16 protein-coding genes and 1 pseudogene are annotated in these 20358 nt (G+C 66.8%); 3 read left to right on the top strand and 14 right to left on the bottom strand.

What is annotated here, in order from left to right:
- Positions 1–85: 85 nt before the first annotated feature.
- Entirely contained in the window at positions 86–808 is a 723-nt protein-coding gene (locus AQ611_RS21400; protein ID WP_059520285.1) for a GntR family transcriptional regulator, read from the bottom strand.
- Positions 809–1010: 202 nt separating this feature from the next.
- Here AQ611_RS21400 and AQ611_RS21395 point away from each other — a divergent pair, with 202 nt between their 5' ends.
- Positions 1011–2270, top strand: a complete 1260-nt coding sequence (locus AQ611_RS21395; protein ID WP_180978142.1) for an MFS transporter — start codon at positions 1011–1013, stop codon at positions 2268–2270.
- 133 nt (positions 2271–2403) lie between these two features.
- Here AQ611_RS21395 and AQ611_RS21390 read toward each other — a convergent pair whose 3' ends face one another.
- The 10 genes and pseudogenes from AQ611_RS21390 to pcaH form a co-directional block, all read right to left on the bottom strand.
- Entirely contained in the window at positions 2404–3792 is a 1389-nt protein-coding gene (locus AQ611_RS21390) for an NYN domain-containing protein (RefSeq protein ID WP_069235979.1), read from the bottom strand.
- Positions 3793–4224: 432 nt separating this feature from the next.
- A complete protein-coding gene (locus AQ611_RS21385) occupies positions 4225–4866 on the bottom strand; it encodes a VC0807 family protein (protein ID WP_069235978.1) in 642 nt (213 codons plus the stop codon).
- 198 nt (positions 4867–5064) lie between these two features.
- The gene (soxR, locus tag AQ611_RS21380; protein WP_069235977.1) at positions 5065–5535 is read right to left on the bottom strand and encodes a redox-sensitive transcriptional activator SoxR; all 471 of its coding nucleotides are present in this window, start codon (positions 5533–5535) and stop codon (positions 5065–5067) included.
- Positions 5536–5984: 449 nt separating this feature from the next.
- Positions 5985–6770, bottom strand: a complete 786-nt coding sequence (locus AQ611_RS21375; RefSeq protein ID WP_069235976.1) for an alpha/beta fold hydrolase — start codon at positions 6768–6770, stop codon at positions 5985–5987.
- Between the two features lie 49 nt (positions 6771–6819).
- The gene (locus AQ611_RS21370) at positions 6820–7668 is read right to left on the bottom strand and encodes an aromatic ring-hydroxylating oxygenase subunit alpha (protein ID WP_231936034.1); all 849 of its coding nucleotides are present in this window, start codon (positions 7666–7668) and stop codon (positions 6820–6822) included.
- A 6-nt stretch (positions 7669–7674) separates the two neighbouring features.
- A pseudogene (locus AQ611_RS26805) lies at positions 7675–7917 on the bottom strand (Rieske 2Fe-2S domain-containing protein); the annotation flags it as partial.
- 254 nt (positions 7918–8171) lie between these two features.
- Positions 8172–8603 carry a hypothetical protein gene (locus AQ611_RS25865; RefSeq protein WP_146011787.1) on the bottom strand — a complete coding sequence of 144 codons (432 nt, stop codon included), beginning with the start codon at positions 8601–8603 and terminating at the stop codon, positions 8172–8174.
- Positions 8564–8899: a hypothetical protein gene (locus tag AQ611_RS21365; protein ID WP_069235974.1), complete on the bottom strand. Its 336-nt coding sequence runs from the start codon at positions 8897–8899 to the stop codon at positions 8564–8566. Before AQ611_RS21365 ends, AQ611_RS25865 begins: the two co-directional genes overlap by 40 nt.
- 521 nt (positions 8900–9420) lie before the next feature.
- Positions 9421–10026: a protocatechuate 3,4-dioxygenase subunit alpha gene (gene pcaG, locus AQ611_RS21355; protein WP_069235972.1), complete on the bottom strand. Its 606-nt coding sequence runs from the start codon at positions 10024–10026 to the stop codon at positions 9421–9423.
- Between the two features lie 2 nt (positions 10027–10028).
- Positions 10029–10733: a protocatechuate 3,4-dioxygenase subunit beta gene (gene pcaH, locus AQ611_RS21350; protein WP_069235971.1), complete on the bottom strand. Its 705-nt coding sequence runs from the start codon at positions 10731–10733 to the stop codon at positions 10029–10031.
- Positions 10734–10845: 112 nt separating this feature from the next.
- Between pcaH and pcaQ the strand changes: the two genes are divergently transcribed.
- Positions 10846–11841, top strand: a complete 996-nt coding sequence (gene pcaQ, locus AQ611_RS21345; RefSeq protein ID WP_069235970.1) for a pca operon transcription factor PcaQ — start codon at positions 10846–10848, stop codon at positions 11839–11841.
- 22 nt (positions 11842–11863) lie between these two features.
- Here the strand turns inward: pcaQ and AQ611_RS21340 are convergent, their stop codons facing one another.
- Positions 11864–12982, bottom strand: a complete 1119-nt coding sequence (locus tag AQ611_RS21340) for a 3-deoxy-7-phosphoheptulonate synthase (protein ID WP_069235969.1) — start codon at positions 12980–12982, stop codon at positions 11864–11866.
- A gap of 223 nt (positions 12983–13205) precedes the next feature.
- Here AQ611_RS21340 and AQ611_RS21335 point away from each other — a divergent pair, with 223 nt between their 5' ends.
- Positions 13206–13640, top strand: coding sequence for a YciI family protein (locus AQ611_RS21335; RefSeq protein ID WP_059520297.1), 435 nt, complete (start codon positions 13206–13208; stop codon positions 13638–13640).
- A gap of 155 nt (positions 13641–13795) precedes the next feature.
- Here the strand turns inward: AQ611_RS21335 and AQ611_RS21330 are convergent, their stop codons facing one another.
- Entirely contained in the window at positions 13796–15091 is a 1296-nt protein-coding gene (locus AQ611_RS21330; RefSeq protein WP_069236445.1) for an APC family permease, read from the bottom strand.
- A 292-nt stretch (positions 15092–15383) separates the two neighbouring features.
- Positions 15384–20129: a DEAD/DEAH box helicase gene (locus AQ611_RS21320; RefSeq protein ID WP_069235967.1), complete on the bottom strand. Its 4746-nt coding sequence runs from the start codon at positions 20127–20129 to the stop codon at positions 15384–15386.
- Positions 20130–20358 lie beyond the last annotated feature (229 nt).

Below are 20358 nucleotides of genomic sequence, written 5' to 3'. Positions count from 1 at the left end.
CGTGCACGGCGGCGCGAACGGCAAAGCCGCCGTGCGTTGCCGGCTGCGATGGCGAAGGAGCGATCGCTGCACGCACGTTCGTGCGTCAGCGGATTTCGGCCTGATAGACGAATTCGCGCGCCGGGCCACGCGAGCGTCGCCATTCGAGCGGCCGGCGATCGTAGCCATATGCGAGCCGCTCGATCACGACGGCGGGCGTGCCCGGTTCGATCCGCAGCAGCCGCGCATGCACGGGGCCGATCGCCTCCACCGTCAGCGTTTCGGTTGCGGACGCGACGATCTGGCCGCAATGCGATTCGTAGGCCGGATAGAGCAGATCGCCGATCGCGTCGAGTTCCAGCCGCGCGAACGCGGCGAACGGCTCGTATGGCAGCCAGATTTCTTCGGCGAGCATCGGTATGGCGTCGATCACGCGCAGCCGCGTCATTTCGATGACCTGCGCGCGGTTCGGCAGTTGCAGCGCGGCGGCGACGGCCGACGTCGCTTCGACGATTTCGCGGCGTAGGATCCGGCTCTGCGGTATCCGCCGCTCGCCGTCCTTGCTCTGGAAGCGGAAGAATCGGAACAGCGAACTGTCGAAGCTCGCGCGCCTGACGAACGTGCCGCGCCCCTGAAAGCGTTCGAGCATCCCTTCGCTGACGAGCAGTTCGACCGCCTTGCGTACCGTGCCGATCGCTAGGTCATAACGTTTCGCGAGCGCTTGTTCGGTCGGAATCGCTTCGCCCGGCTGCCAATGGCGGGCCGCGATCAACGAGGCCAGCTCGTCGTGCAGGCGTTGGTAACGGGGCAGGCGGTCGTCGGCAATCATGGGAGGTCGCTGTATTCATCTGTATGTTTGCATGACTGGATCGGGCAGGAATCGGGAAAAACCCGTTTAGACAGCCGGATATTTCATCTTCTGCACGGGTTACCACGCATTGTCGAAGCAGGCGGGTCAATCAATCATCTATATGAATTTGACGGCAAGGAGACGGCCGATGGATGAGCCCGCAGTCAACGAGCAGGCATTGATGACGAAAATCGCGCGGCGGCTGATGCCGCTGCTCGTCATCATGTTCCTGATCGCGTTCATCGATCGGCAGAACGTCGGCTTCGCGAAACTGCAGATGGTGCACGCGCTCGGGATGAGCGAGTCGTCTTACGGGCTTGGCGCGTCGCTGTTCTTCATCGGCTATCTGCTGTTCGAGGTGCCGAGCACGCTTGCGTTGCATCGGTTTGGCGCGAGGCTTTGGCTCGCACGGATCATGATGACGTGGGGCGTGGTTACGATGCTGCTCGGCTTTACGCATTCGACCGGGCTTTTTTACGTGTTGCGTTTCGCGCTTGGTGTCGCGGAAGCGGGGTTTTACCCAGGCGTTATCTATTACTTGACGCTGTGGTTCCCGCAAAGCCAGCGTACTCGCGTGCTTGGTTTTTTCACGCTTGGCAGCGCGCTTGCGAACATGCTGGGCTCGCTCGCCGGCGGGTTGCTGCTGTCGCTCGACGGATGGTTTGGGCTTGCTGGCTGGCAATGGGTGTTCGTTGCGACGGGCGCGCCCGCCGTCGCCGTTGCGCTCGTCGCGCTGCGCTGGTTGCCGGAATCGGTCGAGCGCGCGACGTTCCTGTCCGACGACGAGAAGCGGCGCGTGCGCGCCGCGCTCGAACGGGAGGCGTCGCCCGAGGCGGTATCCGAATCGCCGTGGCGCGCGCTCGTCGATCCGCGCGTGCTGATGTTCGCGCTCGCGTACATGCTGATGTCGACATCGCTGTACGGCGTGACATATTGGCTGCCGACGCTGCTCAAGAGCAGTGGCGTGGCGGCATCGGCGAACGGGATGCTCAACATGATCCCGTGGGCGATTGCCGCGCTGCTGCTGCTGTGGCTGCCCGCGCGGCTCAAGCGCGAGCGCATCGTGTTGAAGGCGATGGCGGCCGTGGCGGGCATCGGTGTTGCCGGCTTCGCGCTCAGCCTCGCGCTGCCGGGCCTGCCGCTGCGCTTTGCGGCGCTCGTGCTCGGCGGTGCATGCATCCCGCTGCTTTACCCGTGCTTCTGGTCGCTGCCGCCGCGTTTCTTCTCCGGCGCTCGGGCCGCCGCGAGCATTGCCGCGATCAATTCGATCGGCAACCTCGGCGGCTTTTTCGCGCAAAACCTGATGCCGTATGTCGGCAAGGTCGCGGGCAATGCGGGCGCGCCGATGCTCGTGCCTGTCGTTTGTCTTGCGGCACTTGGCATCGGCATGCTGGTGGCGTCGATGTCCGGCCGCAGGCCGGCGGCTGGGGTGGCGGCGTGATGGGCGGACGGCCGCGTGCGGGCAGGCGGATCGCTCCGCCTGCGAGGATGCTTCGCCGCGGGTGGGTTCGGCAGCCCCGACGCCGGTAACGCAGGACTGCGCTGGCGGCGCACGCCTCCGTATTGCGCCGTGTTCAGGCTTCGTCTGCCGATGCGCTCTTGCGCGGCCGCCGCGGGCGCGCCGCCGATTGACGCGCCGGTTTTTTCACCGTCGCCTGCTCGGCTGTCTGCGCGAGCTCGGCCCCTGCACGGGCCCGGGCCGCGATTCCTTCGTCAGGTATGACGTCGTCGGTCGCCGCTTGAGGTTCGGCTGCGTGGTTCGCGCGGCCCTGGGTTTTTTTCGGCGCGGTTTTGCGCGCACGCGAACGGGCGGGCTTCGGCGTATCGGCCGCGCCGAGGTCTGCGGCTTCGTCCGTGTTTGCTGATTCGTGGGCGGCGCGCGATGCGCGTGCCTCTTGCGCCGTGCGCGCACTATGCGCGGTGTGATGCGCGACGGTTTCGGCGTCGGTTTCGACAGCGAAGTCGATTTCGCCGCCGATGCTCGCTGCCGCCTCGACGATCAGCGGCATTTGCTCAGGCAGCCGCTTTTTCGCGCCGCGTGCCTTGCCGTGCCCTTTCTTGCCGGATGGCTTCGTATCGGGCGTACCGGCTACGTTGGTCACGGCAGCCGGTTCGGCCGGCGCGATTGACAAGCCGGGCGTTTCGAGCGCGGCGGCGCGTGGCGAAATCTGAAGCGGCCGGAATACGAACGTGCCGGATTTGTCGTCGCGGCCGATCCCGAGCAGGCCGCGCGCCTGCGCTTCGTCGAGCAGATTGCCAAACGCGCGGAATCCATAATATGACTCGTTGAAATCGGGTTTGCGGCGCTTGATCGCGCTTTTCAGCACCGATGCCCAGATTTTGCCGCTCTCGCCGCGCTCGGACGCGAGTGCGTCGAACGTCTCGACTGCGAGCGAGATTGCCTCCGACTTGCGCGCGTCGCCGTCGTGCTTGCGGTGCTTGTCGTCGTCGGCCGGACGCTTGGCGTTCGGGCTTGCCGTGCGCGCGTCGCGTTTGGCGAGCGCGCGCTGCTGCTCGCGAGCGAGATCATCATAGAAGATGAATTCGTCGCAGTTCGCGACGAGCAGATCGGACGTCGAGTTCTTCACGCCGACGCCGATCACGCGTTTCGCGTTTTCGCGCAGTTTCGACACGAGTGGCGAGAAGTCCGAATCGCCGCTGATGATGACGAAGGTATCGACGTGCGCTTTCGTATAGCAGAGATCGAGCGCATCGACGACCAGGCGGATATCGGCCGAATTCTTGCCGGATTGGCGCACGTGCGGGATTTCGATCAATTCGAAGCTTGCTTCATGCATCGCCGCTTTGAACGTCTTGTAGCGTTCCCAATCGCAATACGCCTTTTTGACGACGATGCTGCCTTTCAGCAGCAGTTTTTCGAGGACGGGCTTGATGTCGAATTTTTCGAACTTCGTGTCTCGCACGCCGAGCGCGATGTTTTCGAAGTCGCAAAAGAGCGCCATGTTGACGCTGTCTTGAGGTAAGGCCATGAAATCTCCAGTGTTTGTCGACCGGAGTTAGCGCTTTAGCGCTTACTCCGGTCCCATGCCCTGTGGCGGTCGACCGGAGTCAGCGCTTTAGCACTCGCTCCGGTCCCATGCCTTATGGCGCCCGGCCGGAGTCAGCGCCTTCGCGCTTGCTCCGGTCCCACGCCATGTTTGGCACAAGGGGGCGCTCAGTACCCGCTCCATCCCCGGTGGCGGCCGGCTGGTTGCGGCGCTGCAACGTCCACTTCAATCCCTGATGCTGCCGGCCGGAACCGGTATTTCGACGCCGGCGTCTATCCGGGCGGCCTGCCGGAGCCGCGTTTGCAGCCGTGCTGCCGTCCCGGCCCGGGTAGCCAGCCGATCGCGCTACCGGATTCGGCGCACATGATACCGGTTGCGGCTCGCCGTTCATCCGAGCGCGCCGCCCGGCGGCATACCGGCGAGTGCACGGCTGCGCATCACCTTCCGATACCAGAACGTCCAGAGCATCAGTGCGCCATAGACGCCGTAACCGACAATCGGCGTGACCACCAGCACGCGTTCGACCGGCCAATGCCAGACCATCCAAGCGCGCAACAGGTTTTCCGCGACGAGGCCGCAACCCCAGACAAGCGTGATGAGCCGCATCGCGAAGACGAACGCCGGCTGCTCGTTCCAGAGGCGGTCGAGCTGGGCGGCGCCGTCGCTCTGCTCACGTGCGACGGTTGCGCGCGCAAGATAGAACACGAGCGGCTTGCGCCGTGCGAGCGACAACAGGAACGTGACGCCGATCGCACCGGACGCGAGCGATTCGCGCATCAGCAGCATTCGCGGGCTGCCGCCTGCAAGCGCGGCGGCGATCGATAGCACGATGCCGAACAGCACGAGCGCGGAGAGCGCGTCAATCCGGCGAAAGCGAACGAGTTCGAGCACACTCCAGACGATCGGCGGCACGGCCGACGCGATCAGGCCGCCTGTTTCCCCCCAGTGAGGCGCCGCCGCGCGGTAGGCGGCCCAGGGAAGCAGCAGATTGACTGTCAGTTCGACGAGCAGGCCGGGACGTATTTTCATGTCGATGAAATCGTTGGCGGTGGGCAAGAAGGCGGTCGCGGCAGCGGGGGTGCCATATCGCGGCGCGCCTATCGCATCATGCCCGATTCTGGCCGATTTTGAAGAGGCTTAAACATGGCGGCCGGCCGCTGGCGCAGCGCGCGATGCACCGTTGGCGATTGCAACCCGGCGCATCGATGGCAGGCATGCCTGCGCGCGTCAAACCGGCGGCGGATCGCCGAGCCAGCGCCGAGCGCCCGGCCCGGCGCGCCCCGCGCGGTCATCGGGATTCGTCAGCTTGCAGCGGCGCAAGGACAGGCAGCCGCAACCGATGCAGTGATCGAGGTCGATATTCAGGCGCTGCAATTCGTCGATCTTTTTCGCTACGCGCTGCTTCCATTGCCGCGATAAGCGCAGCCAGTCCTTGTTGGTCGGCAGTGTATCGATTGGCAGCGTCGCGAGCTGTTCGGCGATTTCGTCGAGCGAGTAACCGATGCGCTGCGCGAATACGATGAATGCGATCCGGCGCAGGCTCGAGCGCGGATAAAAGCGGTGGCTGCGTCCGTGCCGTGTCGACACGAGCAGGCCGCGCGATTCATAGAAACGCAGCGCGGACGCTGCCACGCCGCTGCGCGCGACGACCTCGCTGATCGGCAACAGCGGATCGTTGACGGGACGGGATGGAGTCATGGCTCGCCTCTCTGATTCTGTTTCAACTTCATGTTAACTTTAATTTAAACGGCTGGCGACGGGCGGCTAGTCTAACGCACATCGGCGGCGTGATGCGCGGCTGACGCCGGATCGTCGCCGCGTGCGATGCGTGCGGCATGCCCGTGTTCAGTCAGTGATTCAATCAGCGATCTTCGGCATCTGTGCCGGATGGCGAGCGGGGTATTGCGACGTCGACTATTGACGCGGTGGCTGCTGGGAAGCGGCGAAGCAAACACATGCGGTCGAATCGACGCGACCGGGCCGAGCATTGTGCGTCGCGCGCGCCCGGGTCCGCGATTGTGATGACAAGAAGGAATGGAAAGCGAATCGGGTTATCGGCGAACCATGACAAAGGGCATCCGCTCACGGCGCGGATACCCTTTGTCACTGCGTAAATCGTGCGATACCCGGTTCGGGCGGCGATCGGCTTACGATTCTAGTCCGCGCGGCTCGTTGCGGGGCGCTTGAATGAACGTCACGGCCGCATCGATTACTTCGTCGGCGTCCAGAATCCGGCGGTGGCCGAGGCCGTTGACCGCGGCAAAACGCGCACCCGGCCAAGCCGCGGCGATTTCGCGGCCTTGCGAAACCGGCACCACGCGATCGTCCTCCGAATGAACGATCAACGCACGTGTGCCGAACGCTTGCACGGCGCGGGGCGTATCGACAGAAGCGACGTCGACGCCAAGCGCGAGAAGATGGGCGACCATTTGCTTTGCATCGTCGGTCGACAGCCCCGCTTGCATTGCAAAGGCGCTGGCGTAATCGCGGTATCGGGCCGGTGGAGCGATCAGCACGGCCGCATTCGCCGATGCGCCGGCCTTCATCGCCTCGACGGCGATCGCGCAGCCGATCGAGTGCGCGACGATCGCATGAACGGGGCCGAGATGCTCGGTCAGCTGGCGCACGGCTCTCGCGCCATCGACGATCGACGTGCGCGAGCCGGCGGAGCGGCCGTGCGCGGGCAGATCGATCGCCACGACCCGGTAGCCCGCCGCGACGAGCGGCGGCACGAAGCGCTTGAATGCGCCGGCGCTCGCCTCCCAACCGTGAACCAGCAGCACGGTCGGCCCCGCACCCGCCTGCCACGACACGAGCGCGGCGCCTTCGAAGTCGGTGGTGTCGCCGGAGGCGCCGTCGAAAGGCGGATGGTTGTCGGTGGCGGCCTCGCGCCGCGGCGTGAGAAAAAGAATGGCGGCTTGTTCAGGAGTCATCGCTGATTTCTCGACAGAAGGGCGCCCGTGGCACGTCGCCCGCTACGGGCTATCGAATCTGAGCCACCGCGCTTTCGATTTGCGAGAACGTCGACGTGGCTTGCCTGGCGGCCTGCTGGATATCGGCCGGTCGCGCTCGGTTTTTGATCATCCGACGCGCGGCGAGGCAAGCTTGATCGACGCCGAAATGAACGATCGGATAGTCGTCGTCCCAATTCGATTGTACCTGCTCGCAAATATAAATATCTTCGTCGATCGTTTTCTTGATTTGCTGTGCCGTGAGTTCGCTCAGCTGCCGATTGCCGATCTCGAAGTTGCGGTACAGTCCGGCGAACAAATGGCATGTCGATTCCGTCTCGGGCGTGAACAGGCCGAAGGTGCGCGTTTTCATCATGGGACTGTTCTCGACGCCGCAAAGCGTGATCGTCGTATCGATCCACGTATGGCTGATCGGGCGAAAGACGGCGTCCTGGATGCGATCGATGAAATCGACTTTCAGCATGTTCTTGAACATCGGCGAACAGGCTTCGTTGGGCATCGTGCGGCGAACGCGCACCTCGTCGTCGGTGACGAACAGTTCGGTCTGCGCGGCGGTGACGGCCGCCGACGCGACGGTCCATGGGTGCACGAAAAGAACGTGCGAGGCGTCGAGAAAATTGTCGATGCCGAGCCGGTAGTCCGTTTGGGCGTGCGCATAGAGCATTTCGCCCGCGTACTGCTCGGACGAGCACACGGAGAATTCGTCGGGCGCGCTGAACGATGCGGGTTCGCCGTCGCCGATCCAGATCCATGCGAAGCCGTGCGCTTCCGCGACGCGATACGGCTTCAGATGCGCGCGCTCGGGCACGATCGACTGGCTGGGAATGCTTACGCACCGCCCGGCCGACGAGAATTTCATGCCGTGATAACCGCATTGGATATGATCATCGACGACGCAGCCTTCCGAGAGCGGCACTTGACGATGCGGACAACGATTTGGCAGTGCAATCAAATCGCCATTGGCCGTGCGATAAAAAACGATCTTTTCATTGGCGATGGTTCTTGGAAACGGCGTCGCGCCGATTTCGCTCGACAAACCGGCGACATACCACTGATTTCGAACAAACACTTGGACCCCCTCGTGGTTGAATGGAATAGCACGGCGCATGTCACAATCATATTCTTTATATTAGTTGTGTATGCATATATCGGTTAGAACGTTGACTCCAGATGCCGGAGCACAGGTATATATCATGCGCGCGAAGCGGCGACGGCGCATACCGCTTCATACTTCGAACATGCCGATGCAATGGAATGAACAATACGCCGGAGGTAAATTTTGGACCGGTTGACAGAACGAAACTGTCATCCCAGATAGGTGGACGGCGGCGAATATTGCATTGGCCGGATTATTTTCATGATTCAAAGCGGATGTGTTGAATGTTTTTTTGTTGCATTAAATAAAAATAAGAATTGGATGAGAACGGCAGGCTTGGTATGAAAAATAATTTTCGACTGTTGCTCGATCGCGCCGATTCGAAATGGGTGATGAATCCGGTTATTCGCGTGCGGTGCGTGAGGACTCGGCCCGCTGGGCGACGCGCGCGCCGCGCTCGGCGATGCAACGATAGATCGATTGCCAATCTGCCGGTCCGGTGCGAGATTTTTCTGCCCGTCGCGAGCGATGGCGGCAGCAAATGACTGCGCATCGCCGTTTGCCGGACTGAGTGCCGCTTGCACCGGTTCAGCTTCGCATGGTGACTGGTGCGGGCCGGTGTGCGCTGTGCGCCGCCGCCTGCCGGAAAAGACGCGGCTTAATGGAATTTGTGCCGCAATCGCGCGATCGCTTGCCACGCGCAGCCTGCGCTCACGCCGGCGATGCCGAGCAGCGCGACGTCCACGCCGAACCCGAAGCCGGCCGGCATTTCGCCCGAGCCGGGCGGTGACGATGCCGCAAAGCATGCGATTGCGCTGCCGGCGGCGATCAACGCGATGCACGCGAGCCAGTAACCGCGTCTGCGGGCATGTGTGATCGCGCAGTACGACGCCCAACCGATGCCGAACAGATACAACAACGCGAGCGCGCCTAATCCGATCCATTCGGCGGCTGGCATCGCGCTGGCGGACGCGAGCGTGACGGGGGAATTCATCAACGGTTCCTTTTCGACATTTCTCGACTCGATAACCGGATATCTTAGCGAATGACGCCGCGTGGCCCGGCTCGGCTGCGCATGGCAGGCGCGTCGCGTACCGGTTGGATCGGTCCGTCGGCGCGACTGGCCGGTCTGTTCAGCGTCGATGCGTGCGGGAAGGGGAGCGGCGCGTCGCGCGCCATCGTGCGTGTTGTTCGATCGATCGCGCCGCATTTGTATCGGGCGGCGCGAGTATGTCCGCAGGCGCGACCGACGCGCTGCGTGGACAAGAAGCGATTTATATGGAGCCGCACGCGCGGGCATGCGACGGCCTCGATGCCGCGCGCGGCGTGACCGTGTTGCGGCTGGCCTATAACGCTGACGCCGCAGGGGACGGGGCGTTGCCGGCTGTCATGCGAGACGCGGTTTATGTCACGCGAGATGACCGATCCGGCCCGGCCCGTGCGCGCAACGTGGCCCGTGAGTCCGGCGGGTGGGCCGGTACGGCGCCGCCCGCCTCGGATATCAGATATCAGATATCAGATATCGAAAAACACCGTTTCCAACTCGCCCTGCATCCGCACGTCGAAGCGGTACACCGCGGCGCGGCGAGCCGCCGTGTCCGGCTCGCGCCGGGCGATCAGCGTCGCGCGCCGGTCGGCGGGCACGCGCGCGAGGGTCGCGTCGGCTGCGTTGGCGGCCGCTTCATCGTCGAAGTAGATCCGCGTGAATGCGTGTGTGAGTACGCCGCGCATCATCACCGTCACGTCGACGTGCGGCGCGTCCGTCTCCGATGTCCGCCCCGGTTTGACGGTATGGACGACGAAGCGATGGTGCGGATCGGTGCCCGTGCCGATTCGCGCGAAACCCCGAAAGCCGCTTTGCCGGACGTCGTCGCGCGACGTCGGATAGTGGCCGTCGCCGTCGGCCTGCGTGAATTCGAGCAGTGCATCGTTGACCGGCTTGCCGTCGCCGTCGAGCACCTGGCCGATGACGACGATGTGCTCGCCCGCCGCATCGGGCGTGGCCAGCGCCGGCTCGAACAGGCTCTCCAGGTCGTAGCCATATTGCCGAGGGCAGAGACCGTATGCGAAATACGGGCCGACGGTTTGCGAAGGGGTTTGTTTCAGCTTGGGGGGCGTCATGTTCAGCGCTCCATCGGGGTGGCGTCGCGGCCGCGCAGCACGATGTCGAATTCGTAGCCGAGCGCGAAGCCTTCCTGGGTCGTGTCGATCGAGAAGCGCGAGATCAGCCGCTCGCGCGCGCTTTCGGGCGTGCCCTGGAAAATCGGATCGAGCGCGAGCAGCGGATCGCCAGGGAAATACATTTGCGTGACCAGGCGCGAGCCGAAATATTCGCCGAACAGCGAGAAGTGGATGTGATTAGGCCGCCATGCATTCGGATGGTTGCCCCACGGATACGCGCCCGGCTTGATTGTGAGGAACCGGTAGCGGCCTTGCGCGTCGGTCAGGCAGCGGCCCGCGCCGAGAAAATTCGGATCGAGCGGCGCGTCGTGCTGATCGGCTTTGTGCACATAGCGGCCCGCTGCGTTCGCCTGCCAGATCTCGACGAGCGTGTTGGCGAGCGGCCTGCCGGACTCGTCGAGTACGCGGCCGGTTACGATGATCCGCTCGCCGAGCGGCTCGCCGTTTTTCACGGCGTTCTTCGTCAGATCGTGATCGAGCGGGCCGAGATCGTCGGCGCCGTAGACGGGCACATGCTGGTTGCGCAGCTTCTCTTGCAGCGGAATCAGCGGTTGCGTCGGCCCGCGCTTCACCGACGAGCGGTACGGCGGGTGCACGTAGGCGGGATGCGACGGCCAGTCGCGCGGGGTCAGGTGAGGGGAGTCCATCGCGGGTGTCTCCTGATGATTTTGTGGATGACAAAGCGGGTTTTCAGGACTTTAGCTAATCAGAAAAGTTATGCAAAATGATGTTTTATCGTCATTCGTATAACTAGACGTTATGCAAAATCGTGATCGCGGCGGCCGCCGCGCCGTCGGCCGAAGCCCAAGCGGGGACCGGCTCGCCGACGGCCGGGTCAAATTCCGGCATTTGCAGTGCTTTCTCGCCATCGCGCAGTTCGGCAGTGTGCAGAAGGCGGCGCAGAGCTTGTCGATCACGCAGCCGGCGGTATCGAAGACGATCGCCGAACTCGAGTCGATCCTCGGCGTGCCGCTGTTCGAAAGGGGGCGGCACGGCGCGACGCCGACGCGCGACGGGCAACGCTTCTTGCCGCACGCGAACGCGTGCGTGCTTGCGCTGAGGCAGGGCGTCGGGTTGCTGGCGCGCGACAGCGGCCGCGCGGCGGCGACGCTCGCGCTCGGCATGCTGCCGAGCGTTGCGGCGTCGCTGGCTCCTGCCGTGCTGAAGGCGCTGGCCGATGCATGGCCGCGCGCCGTGGTGCGGATCACGACCGCCGCGAATGCCGAGCTGCTCGAGCACTTGAAGTCCGGGGCGCTCGAATGTGCGATCGGGCGGCTGTCGGAGCCCGAGCGGATGGTCGGGCTGTCGTTCGAGCATTTGTACAACGAGCCGCTCATCGCGGTCGTTCGTGCGGGGCACCCGCTCGCGGCGAGCGCCGCGCCCGCCGAGCGGCTCGCGCAGTATCCGGTCGTATTGCCGCCTTACGGCACGCTGATCCGCCAGTCCGCCGAGCAGTTGTTGAGCGCGTGCGGCGCGCCTTTGCTCGAATCGTTCGTCGAGGTGCTGTCGGTATCGGTGGCGCGCGCGCTCGCGCTCGAGAACGATGCGATCTGGTTCGTGCCGCGCTATGCGGCCGAATATGACCTCGCGGCCGGCACGCTCGCGCGGCTGGCATTGCCGGTCGAAGGCGCCGACGAGCCGGTCGGTTTGATCCTGCGCACTGACGCGCAGCCGTCGCCCGTCGCGTATACGCTGATCGATGCGGTGCGCGCGCTCGCGCGCGCTCGCTTGGCCTCGGGGCGCCGGGCGCCGTGACGGGCGTGGGCGGCCACGCCCGTCAAAGCGCGCGGCGGCGGCGCACTGCGTGCGCGAGCGTATCGAGCACCGGCTCGGTCTGCGCCCAGCTCAGGCACGCGTCGGTGATCGACACGCCGTATTGGAGCGGGACGCCCGGCTTCAGATCCTGGCGGCCGGCCTCCAGATGACTCTCGATCATCACGCCGACGATGCGCCGTTCGCCGTCCGAGATCTGTTGCGCGAGATCGCCGGCGACGTCGATTTGCCGCAGATGCGATTTGTTCGAATTCGCGTGCGAGCAATCGACCATCACCTGCTCGCGCAGACCGGCCGCGCGCAACGCCGCGCAGCTTGCTTCGATGCTGGCGCGCTCGTAGTTCGGGCCTTGCTTGCCGCCGCGCAGGATCACGTGCGCGTCGTCGTTGCCGCGCGTCTCGAAGATCGCGGCCTGGCCCATTTTCGTCATGCCCATGAACGCATGGTTCGAGCGCGCGGCGATAATCGCATCGGCGGCGATCTGCACGCCTCCGTCGGTGCCGTTCTTGAAGCCGATTGGGCACGACAGCCCCGATGCGAGCTGGCGGTGGCTTTGGCTCTCGGTCGTGCGCGCGCCGATCGCGCCCCACGCGATCAGGTCCGCGATGTATTGCGGACTCAGCAGGTCGAGAAATTCCGTTGCCGCGGGCAGGCCGAGCGCGTTGATGTCGAGCAGCAACTGCCGGGCGGCGCGCAGCCCTTCGTTGATGCGGAAACTGCCGTCGAGCCGCGGATCGTTGATGTAGCCTTTCCAGCCGATTGTCGTTCGCGGTTTTTCGAAATACACGCGCATGACGATCAGCAGATCGTCCCGAAACGCGTCGGCGGCGGCCTTCAGCCGCTGCGCGTAGGCGAGCGCCTGATCGTGGTCGTGGATCGAGCACGGGCCGACCACGGTCACGAGCCGGTCGCCGCGGCCGTGCAGAATGTCGCCGATCTCGGCGCGGGTGCGCTCGACGAGCGCCTGGGCGCCGGGCGGCACCGGCATCTCGTCCTGCAGCAGTGCGGGCGAAATCAGCGGCCGCACCGCGCTGATGCGCACGTCGTCGATGCGGGTGGTGTCCTGGGTGGCGTCGGCGGTGCCGGCTTCGTGGTAGTGGCGGGGATCGTCGATGTGGGTCATGTCGTTGTCCTGGCGGCGAGGCCGGCAAAGCGGAAATTATCGCATTGGTTGCACGGCGGCATAGGCGTGACGGCGGCGTATGCGGGATTGATCGAATGGCGATGGCCGGCGTTGTCGATTTCGGCCAGGCTGGCACGTCGTTGTATCGGAGCCGCCGGATGCCGGGTCGGCGGCGGACATGTGGCCCGTTGGGCCGATTCTGTTCAAGTCAAGGAGAGACGAAATGCGTGTGATGGTGATCGTCAAGGCGACCAGCGAATCCGAGGCCGGCAAGATGCCGAGCACCGCGCTGCTCGAGGCCATGGGCAAATTCAATGAGGAACTCGTCAACGCAGGCGTGATGCTGGCGGGCGAAGGCTTGCATCCAAGCTCGAAGGGCAAGCGGGTGCGTTTTTCCGGCAGCGGGCGCAGCGTGATCGACGGGCCGTTCGCGCCAACCGGCGAACTCGTTGCCGGGTTCTGGCTGTGGCAGGTCGAGTCGATGGAAGAAGCCGTCGAATGGGTCAAGCGGTGCCCGAATCCGATGGAAAGTGAATCCGAGATCGAGATCCGGCCGCTGTTCGAGGCGCAGGATTTCGGCCCGGAGTTGACGCCGGAATTGCGCGACCAGGAGGAGCGTCTGCGCGCGCAAATCAGCGGCGGGCAATCGCGCGGTTGAGGTGAGGCGCGCCGATGCGCGCTGCGGGCGGCGCATTCGCGCGCCCGCGTTTTCCCGCGGATCGGGCGGGGTGCCGGTACGCCGGTTTGCCGGTGGCTGCGCGCATGGCGGGGCGGCTGCGCGGCCGGGCGCCGCACGCGGCGTACCGCGCCGCGTCACTGGCTTTGCGCGGGCCGGCTGATTCGCGTATAAGCCAGCGCTGCCGCCGTCACCAGCAGCGGCCAGAGCAAATACCACCCGCTCGTTGCGAACAGCGCGGCTGCCGTTACGAACGCGACGAGCGAGCATCGATGCGCGAACGCGCCGCGCGGCAGCAACTTTGCCGCGGCGGCCGCGCCGAGCAGATAAACCATCACGAAATTTCCGGAGGTCGCGAGCACGAGCGGCTTCGGCCCCATGCCGGTCGCAACCGTGGCGCCGAGCGCGCAGCCCGCGAGCACGGCGATCAACGCGAGGCTGCGTCGCGGCACGCCGCCGGTCTGGCTGCCGTGCGCGAGCCATGCCGGCAGTGCGCCGTCGCGTCCGAGCGCCGCGCCCAGCTTCGCCGCGCCGGCAAAGTAGGCGTTCATCGTGCCGAGTGTCAGCAGCAGCGCAGCGGCGGTGGCGAGCCATTGCGCGCGGCCGCCGATGCCGCGCGCGATCAGCTCGGCAAGCGGCGCGCCCGACGCGCCCGCTGTCGGGCCGAGCACGAGCACGCTGGCCGCCGCGACCGACAGATACAGCAATCCGACCACCGCGACGGCAATGCCGGTCGAGCGCGGCAGATCGCGCGCGGGGTGGCGGAATTCGGCGGCCAGATGCGTGATCGCTTCCCAGCCGGCGAAGCTCCAGACGAGCAGCGCGGCGGCTTGTCCCACTGCGAGCCAGCCGTGCGGCGCGAACGGATGCAAATTGGCGATGCGCGCATGCGGCGCGGACGCCAGCACGGCCGCGAGCAGCAGCGCGACGAGCAGCGCGGACAGCACGAGCTGCATGCGCCCCGACACGGTGACGCCGAATGCATTGGCCGCCGCGACGATCGCGATCAGCACGGCAGCGGCGACCACGACCGTCGTGTGGCCGCCGCCCGTGACGGAGGCGACGTATGCGCCGCCGAACATCGCGGCGGCGGGCGCGCCGGCGGGCACGGCGAAGTAGAAACACCAGCCGACGACGGCTGCCGCACGCGGGCCGAATGCGTTGCGCACGTAAGTCGACACTCCACCGGCATCCGGATAGCGCGCGCCGAGCGCGGCGAAGGTCGCGGCGAGCGGGACCGACAGCAGCACGAGCGCGGCCCACGCGACGAGCGACGCGGGGCCGGCGATTTCGGCGGCGAGCGCGGGCAGTGCGATCACGCCGGTGCCGAGCACGGCGCCCACATAGAGCGCCGTGCCTTGGACGATCGTCAGCGAACCGGCGTGGTGAGATTGGGCGGCGGCGGGCGCGCCGTGTTCGGCAGTGACGTTCATCCGGGTGTCTCCGTTGTCGTATTCGTGTATCGGGCCTGCGTCGGTCGGCGCATGCATGCGGCGCACGCGGTTCGCGACGCTCGCGGCTGCGGCGATGATAGTGGATCGCGTCTTTTTTGGGATGGCCGCGTTTAATTTTTCGGCGGGACGGTGCGGGCCGCACGGCGGCGATGAGCAGCAGAGCAGCCGTATGCACCGTGACAGGCAGCGGCGGCGTCTGCTGGCGGCAGCGTCATGATTATTCGTGTGAGCAATATTGTGTGCGATGGGGGCCGTCAACGGTCGCACGGTCTCAACGGCGCGCGAGCCTCGCTCGCGCAGCCTCTCGCTCCGAGGCGTCGAGATCGGGCGCATAGACGAACTGGCCGCCGACGAGCGACGCGACCGGCACGCCGTCGCGGAACAGGATGCGGTTGCCGGCGAGCGCAGGCACGCGCTCGCCCGGCAGCAGCGTGCCGGTCAGATTGAGCGGGTCGGCGCCGCTGACGCACAGCATCAGTTCCTCAGCCGGCCGGCGGCGGATCTCGCGCAGAATCGGAATCGCATCGGGCAGCGCGAATTGTTCGCCCGCCAAGCCGGCGACGAAACGTCCGCCGCGAATCTCGCCGCGCGCCTCGAGCCGCCGGTAGACGGGCAGCAGTTCGCGCCAGCTCGGCATCCATTCGGCTTCGCGCGCGAGGATGCGCCAGAACACGACGCCGTAGCGGCGCAGCAGCGTTCGGGCGACATGCTCGAGCGCGGCCGGCTCGATCGCCGTGCGGCCGGCAGACATCGGCGGCGGCGCGGCATTGCCGTGAGCTTCTACATCGGCGCGCCCATCGTCGTCGCGACGGCCGGGATCGTCGCCGGATTCGACCGCCGCAAGCGGCAGCCGCCGTACCAGCGCCCAGCGTCCCGCATCGTCCATGCCGCCGATCAGCGCGCCGCCACGCCGCGTGCGCGGCACGTAGAACGCATGCGCATGGCGTTTGACCGACGGTTTGAGCAGCGCGCGCAGGCCCGCGAAGCTGTCCGCATTGACGAGTCCCGCCGCGACCAGTTCGCCGAGCGCGCGCTCGAGTTCGACGGGCAGCAGCCGCGCGTGCGCGGCCAGCTCGTCGAAGAACATCGCGCCGTATGTGGCGAGTGTCGCGCGCACGCGTTCGGCGCGCGCGGACAGCGCAGGCTGCGCGGCCGGGTTGCGCAGCGCTTGCCAGCATGCCAGTTCGCGGCGCGGCAGCAGCACGATCGGCGTTGTCCTGACGGGCGCGCTGGCCGCTTTCGCGGGCGCGCCGAGCCGCGTCCATGTGAGCTTGCCCGCGCGGCATGGTTCGTCGAGGCCGCCCGTCACGTAATCGGCGAGCCGCGCGGGCAGCAATTCCTCCTCCCATGCGCTTGCTGCCGCTTCGAACCCTTCTAGCAGGTGGACGACCGAGGCGAGCGCTTCGACGCCGATGCCGCGCGTTTCGGGCGCGACGCGTTGCCAGTGACACAGAAAGCGCATGAAGTCGGCAAGTTCGACCGGCTCGATCTCGCGGCGCAGCCGTTTGACCGTGTAGCGGTGGATGCGCGCGAGCAGATGCCTTTCGCACCATTCGTCGTTGCGCGCGCCGGGCGTGAAGCGCCCGCGCATCACATAACCCTCGCGCTCGAGCGCGGCGAGCGCGCGCGTGAGCGCGGCATGCGGCAGCGCGAGCGGCGCGGCGATCGCCGGGACCGTCTGCGGTCCAAAGCCGGTGAGCCGTGCGCGGATTACGTCGACGAGCGCGGCGTCGGGTTCCCATCGCGAGTCGAAGCCGGGCGGTGGGCTGAGCGGCGGCGCGGCGGGGGCGTCGCCATACAGCGCGCGCATGCAGGCGATGCGCTCGACCGGAATCCATAGGCTGCGGTGACGGGCGGATGCGTGGCGCGGATCGACGGGGATGCCGGCCGGTTCGGGGCTGTCGGTGAGCATGATCCGTGTGGCCCGGCCGCCGGCGGCGAGCCGTTCGAGGCAAGCGAGCCAACCGTCGTTCGCGCGCGCTTCGTCGTCCGAGATGCATGCGAGGCCGATGAGCGCGTCGTGCATCTCGTCGTCGTCGCGCACGAGCGGCCACGCTTGTTCCCGCACCGCGTCGATCGCGCCGGCATCGAGCGCGCCGAGATCGTCGGCCGATTCCGGGTCGCTCCAGCGGCGCGCAAGCACCGCCTGCGTGCGGCGTTCTTCGAGCGGCGCGTCGTCGAGAAACGCGTATGGCTTCGCGTTCAAAATCTCGGCGGCGAGCGGTGACGGCGCGGGCAGCTCGCGCGCGACGAGCGCGACATCGCCCGCCTCGATCTGGCGTAGCAGCGCGAGCCAGCCGTCGGTATCCATCGCGTCGTGCAGGCAATCATCGAGCGTTTGATCGACGAGCGGGTGCCGCGGGACGTCGCGCTCGCCGACCAGATTCTCCGCGCACGCGGCCTGATCGGGGAACACGGCGGCGAGCAGATCGTCGCTTTTCATGCGCTGCAATTGCGGTGCGACCTTGCGGCCGCCCGCGAAGCGCGGCAGCGCGAGCGACGTCGTCGCGTTCCAGCGCCAGCGCACGCCGAATAAAGGCGCGTCGAGCAGCGCCTGGATCAGCACATGTTCGGCGTTTGCCGAGCGCAGATAGCGCCACACTTCGTCGAGCGGGAAACTGTGCGCGAGCGACAACGACAGGATCAGCGCATCGTCGGTTGCCGCCGCCTGCAGTTCGAAGTTGAACGTGCGGCAGAAGCGCTTGCGTAGCGCGAGCCCCCATGCGCGGTTGATCCGGCTGCCGAAGGGCGCGTGAATCACGAGTTGCATGCCGCCGGATTCGTCGAAGAAGCGCTCCATCACGAGCGTATGCTGCGTGGGCAGCGCGCCGAGCGCCGCGCGCGCGCGTGCGAGATAGTCGGCGATTTGCCGCGCGGCTTCGGCATCCAGACCAAGCTCGTTCGTCAGCCATGCCAGCACGGGGGCGAGGCGGCCAGGCTCGGCCGGGGCGCCGGCTTCGACGGTCTCAGCCCGGAGCGCGGGTGTTGCGGGCGTCGGGCTCGCACCGGCGGGCGCGCCGGGCCCGTTGGGTTGCGCGCCCGGTCCGGCAGCCTTGGTCGCAGTCCGAACCGTCGACGTGTTGGTCTGGGCGGATCGCGCGGACGTGCGGGCAGCGGCTGCCGCCGCGCGGGCCGCATTGCCGGCCCGATCGGGCTCTGGCAGACGCGGTGCGGCGGGCGCCTGTTGAGCAGGCGCGGCGGCTTGCGCGAGCAGCGCGTCGATCCGCTCGCGCAGCCGCGCGACGCCTCTGGACAGCTCGTCGCTGCGCGCGGGCGCCTCGCCTAACCAGAACGGAATGTTCGGTGCCTGCCCGTGCGCGTCCTCCACGCGCACGCGCCCGGTTTCGACACGAATGATCCGGTAGGACTGGTTGCCGAGCTGGAATACATCTCCCGCGAGGCTTTCGATCGCAAAATCCTCATTGACCGTGCCGATGTTGATGCCTTGCGGTTCGAGCAGCACCGTGTAATCGGCGTTGTCGGGGATCGTGCCGCCCGAGGTGACGGCCGCGAGCCGCGCGCCGCGCCGCGCTCGCACCGTGCGGGATACCACGTCCCGATGCAGATACGCAGCGCGCGGGCCACGCCGTCCCACGAAGCCTTCGGCCAGCATCTTGAGCACGCCGTCGAACGACTCGCGCGTCAGTGCTGCATAAGGCGCGGCTTGCGTCACGCAGCGATAAAGCGCGTCCTCGTCCCATTCGCGGCACGCGGTTTCGGCGACGATCTGCTGGGCGAGCACGTCGAGCGGCGCGCGCGGCATGCGCAGCAGATCCAGTTCGCCGCGCCTCACGCAATCGAGTAGCGCGGCGCATTCGACGAGTTCGTCGCGCGACAGCGGAAAAAGCCGCCCCTTCGGCACGCCGCCGACCTGATGCCTCGAGCGGCCGACGCGCTGCAGCAACGGTGCGATTGCGCGTGGCGAGCCGAGCTGGCAGACGAGGTCGACATCGCCGATGTCGATGCCGAGTTCGAGCGACGCAGTCGCGACGAGCAGCTTCAGCCGGCCGTTCTTCAAGCGCTGTTCCGCGTCGACGCGATGCTCCTTCGCGAGGCTGCCGTGATGCGCGGCGATAGCGTCGGCGCCGACGCGCTGCGCGAGATGGCGTGCGGCGCGCTCGGCCATCCGCCGTGTGTTGACGAACACGAGCGTCGTGCGGTGCGCGGCCGCGAGTTCGGCGATCCGGTCGTAGACGCGCTCCCATACGTCGGTGGCCATCACCGGCCCGAGCGGCACCGGCGGCAGCTCCAGCGCGAGGTCGCGCTCGCGCGCGTGGCCCGTGTCGACGATCGCGCAATCGGGCGGCGCGCCGCCGGTATCGGCGCGGGCGCCGACCAAAAAGCGCGCGACAGCGTCGATCGGCCGCTGCGTCGCCGACAGCCCGATGCGCGCGAGCCGCCGGCCGGCGAGCGCGTCGAGTCGTTCGAGCGACAGCGCGAGATGGCTGCCGCGCTTATTGTTTGCGAGCGCGTGGATTTCATCGACGATCACGGTGCGTGCGCTTTCGAGCATTCGCCGCCCCGATTCGGACGACAGCAGCACGTACAGCGATTCCGGGGTCGTGACGACGATGTGCGGCGCGCGCTTGCGCAGCGCGGCGCGCTCGGCCGACGGCGTGTCGCCGGTGCGCACGGCGGTGCGGATATCGGGCACCGGCAGCCCGCGCCGCGCAAGCTCGGCGGCGATGCCGGCGAGCGGCGCGGCGAGGTTCACGCGGATATCGTTCGACAGCGCTTTGAGCGGCGATACGTAGACCACGAGCGTCGCGTCCGGCAGCGCGCCGCCGTGCGCGAGCGCGTCGCGCACCAGATCGTCGAGCGCGCTCAGAAACGCGGTGAGGGTTTTGCCGGAGCCGGTCGGCGCGGCAACGAGCGTCGAGCGGCCCGCCTTGATATGCGGCCACGCGAGCGTTTGCGCGTCGGTCGGTGTGGCGAAGGTGCTGGCGAACCACGCGGCGACGGCGGGGTGAAACGCGTCGAGCGCGCCGGTGGCGCAGCGGGTGGGGGCGAGATCCATGGTGGCGGGGCAAGGCATCGGGGCGGGCCGGGCATTGGCGGCCGGAACGATAAGTGTGCCAGACGCCGCGCGCATGTGCCGAACGCGAGCCGTGCGGGGTTAGGCCGGACGCCGGAGGCATCGCCGCGCGATGCCGGTTGTCGCGCGCAGCCTGCCGCAATGCGGGCGCGCGCGGCTGGGAGGCTGCCCGACCGGACGGCGTGCGCCCCGCAAGCGGCCGCAACGTCTG

It is taken from the genome of Burkholderia singularis (assembly GCF_001718875.1).
GTDB classification, from domain to species: domain Bacteria; phylum Pseudomonadota; class Gammaproteobacteria; order Burkholderiales; family Burkholderiaceae; genus Burkholderia; species Burkholderia singularis.
This window is presented reverse-complemented; position numbering and strand designations above follow the sequence as displayed.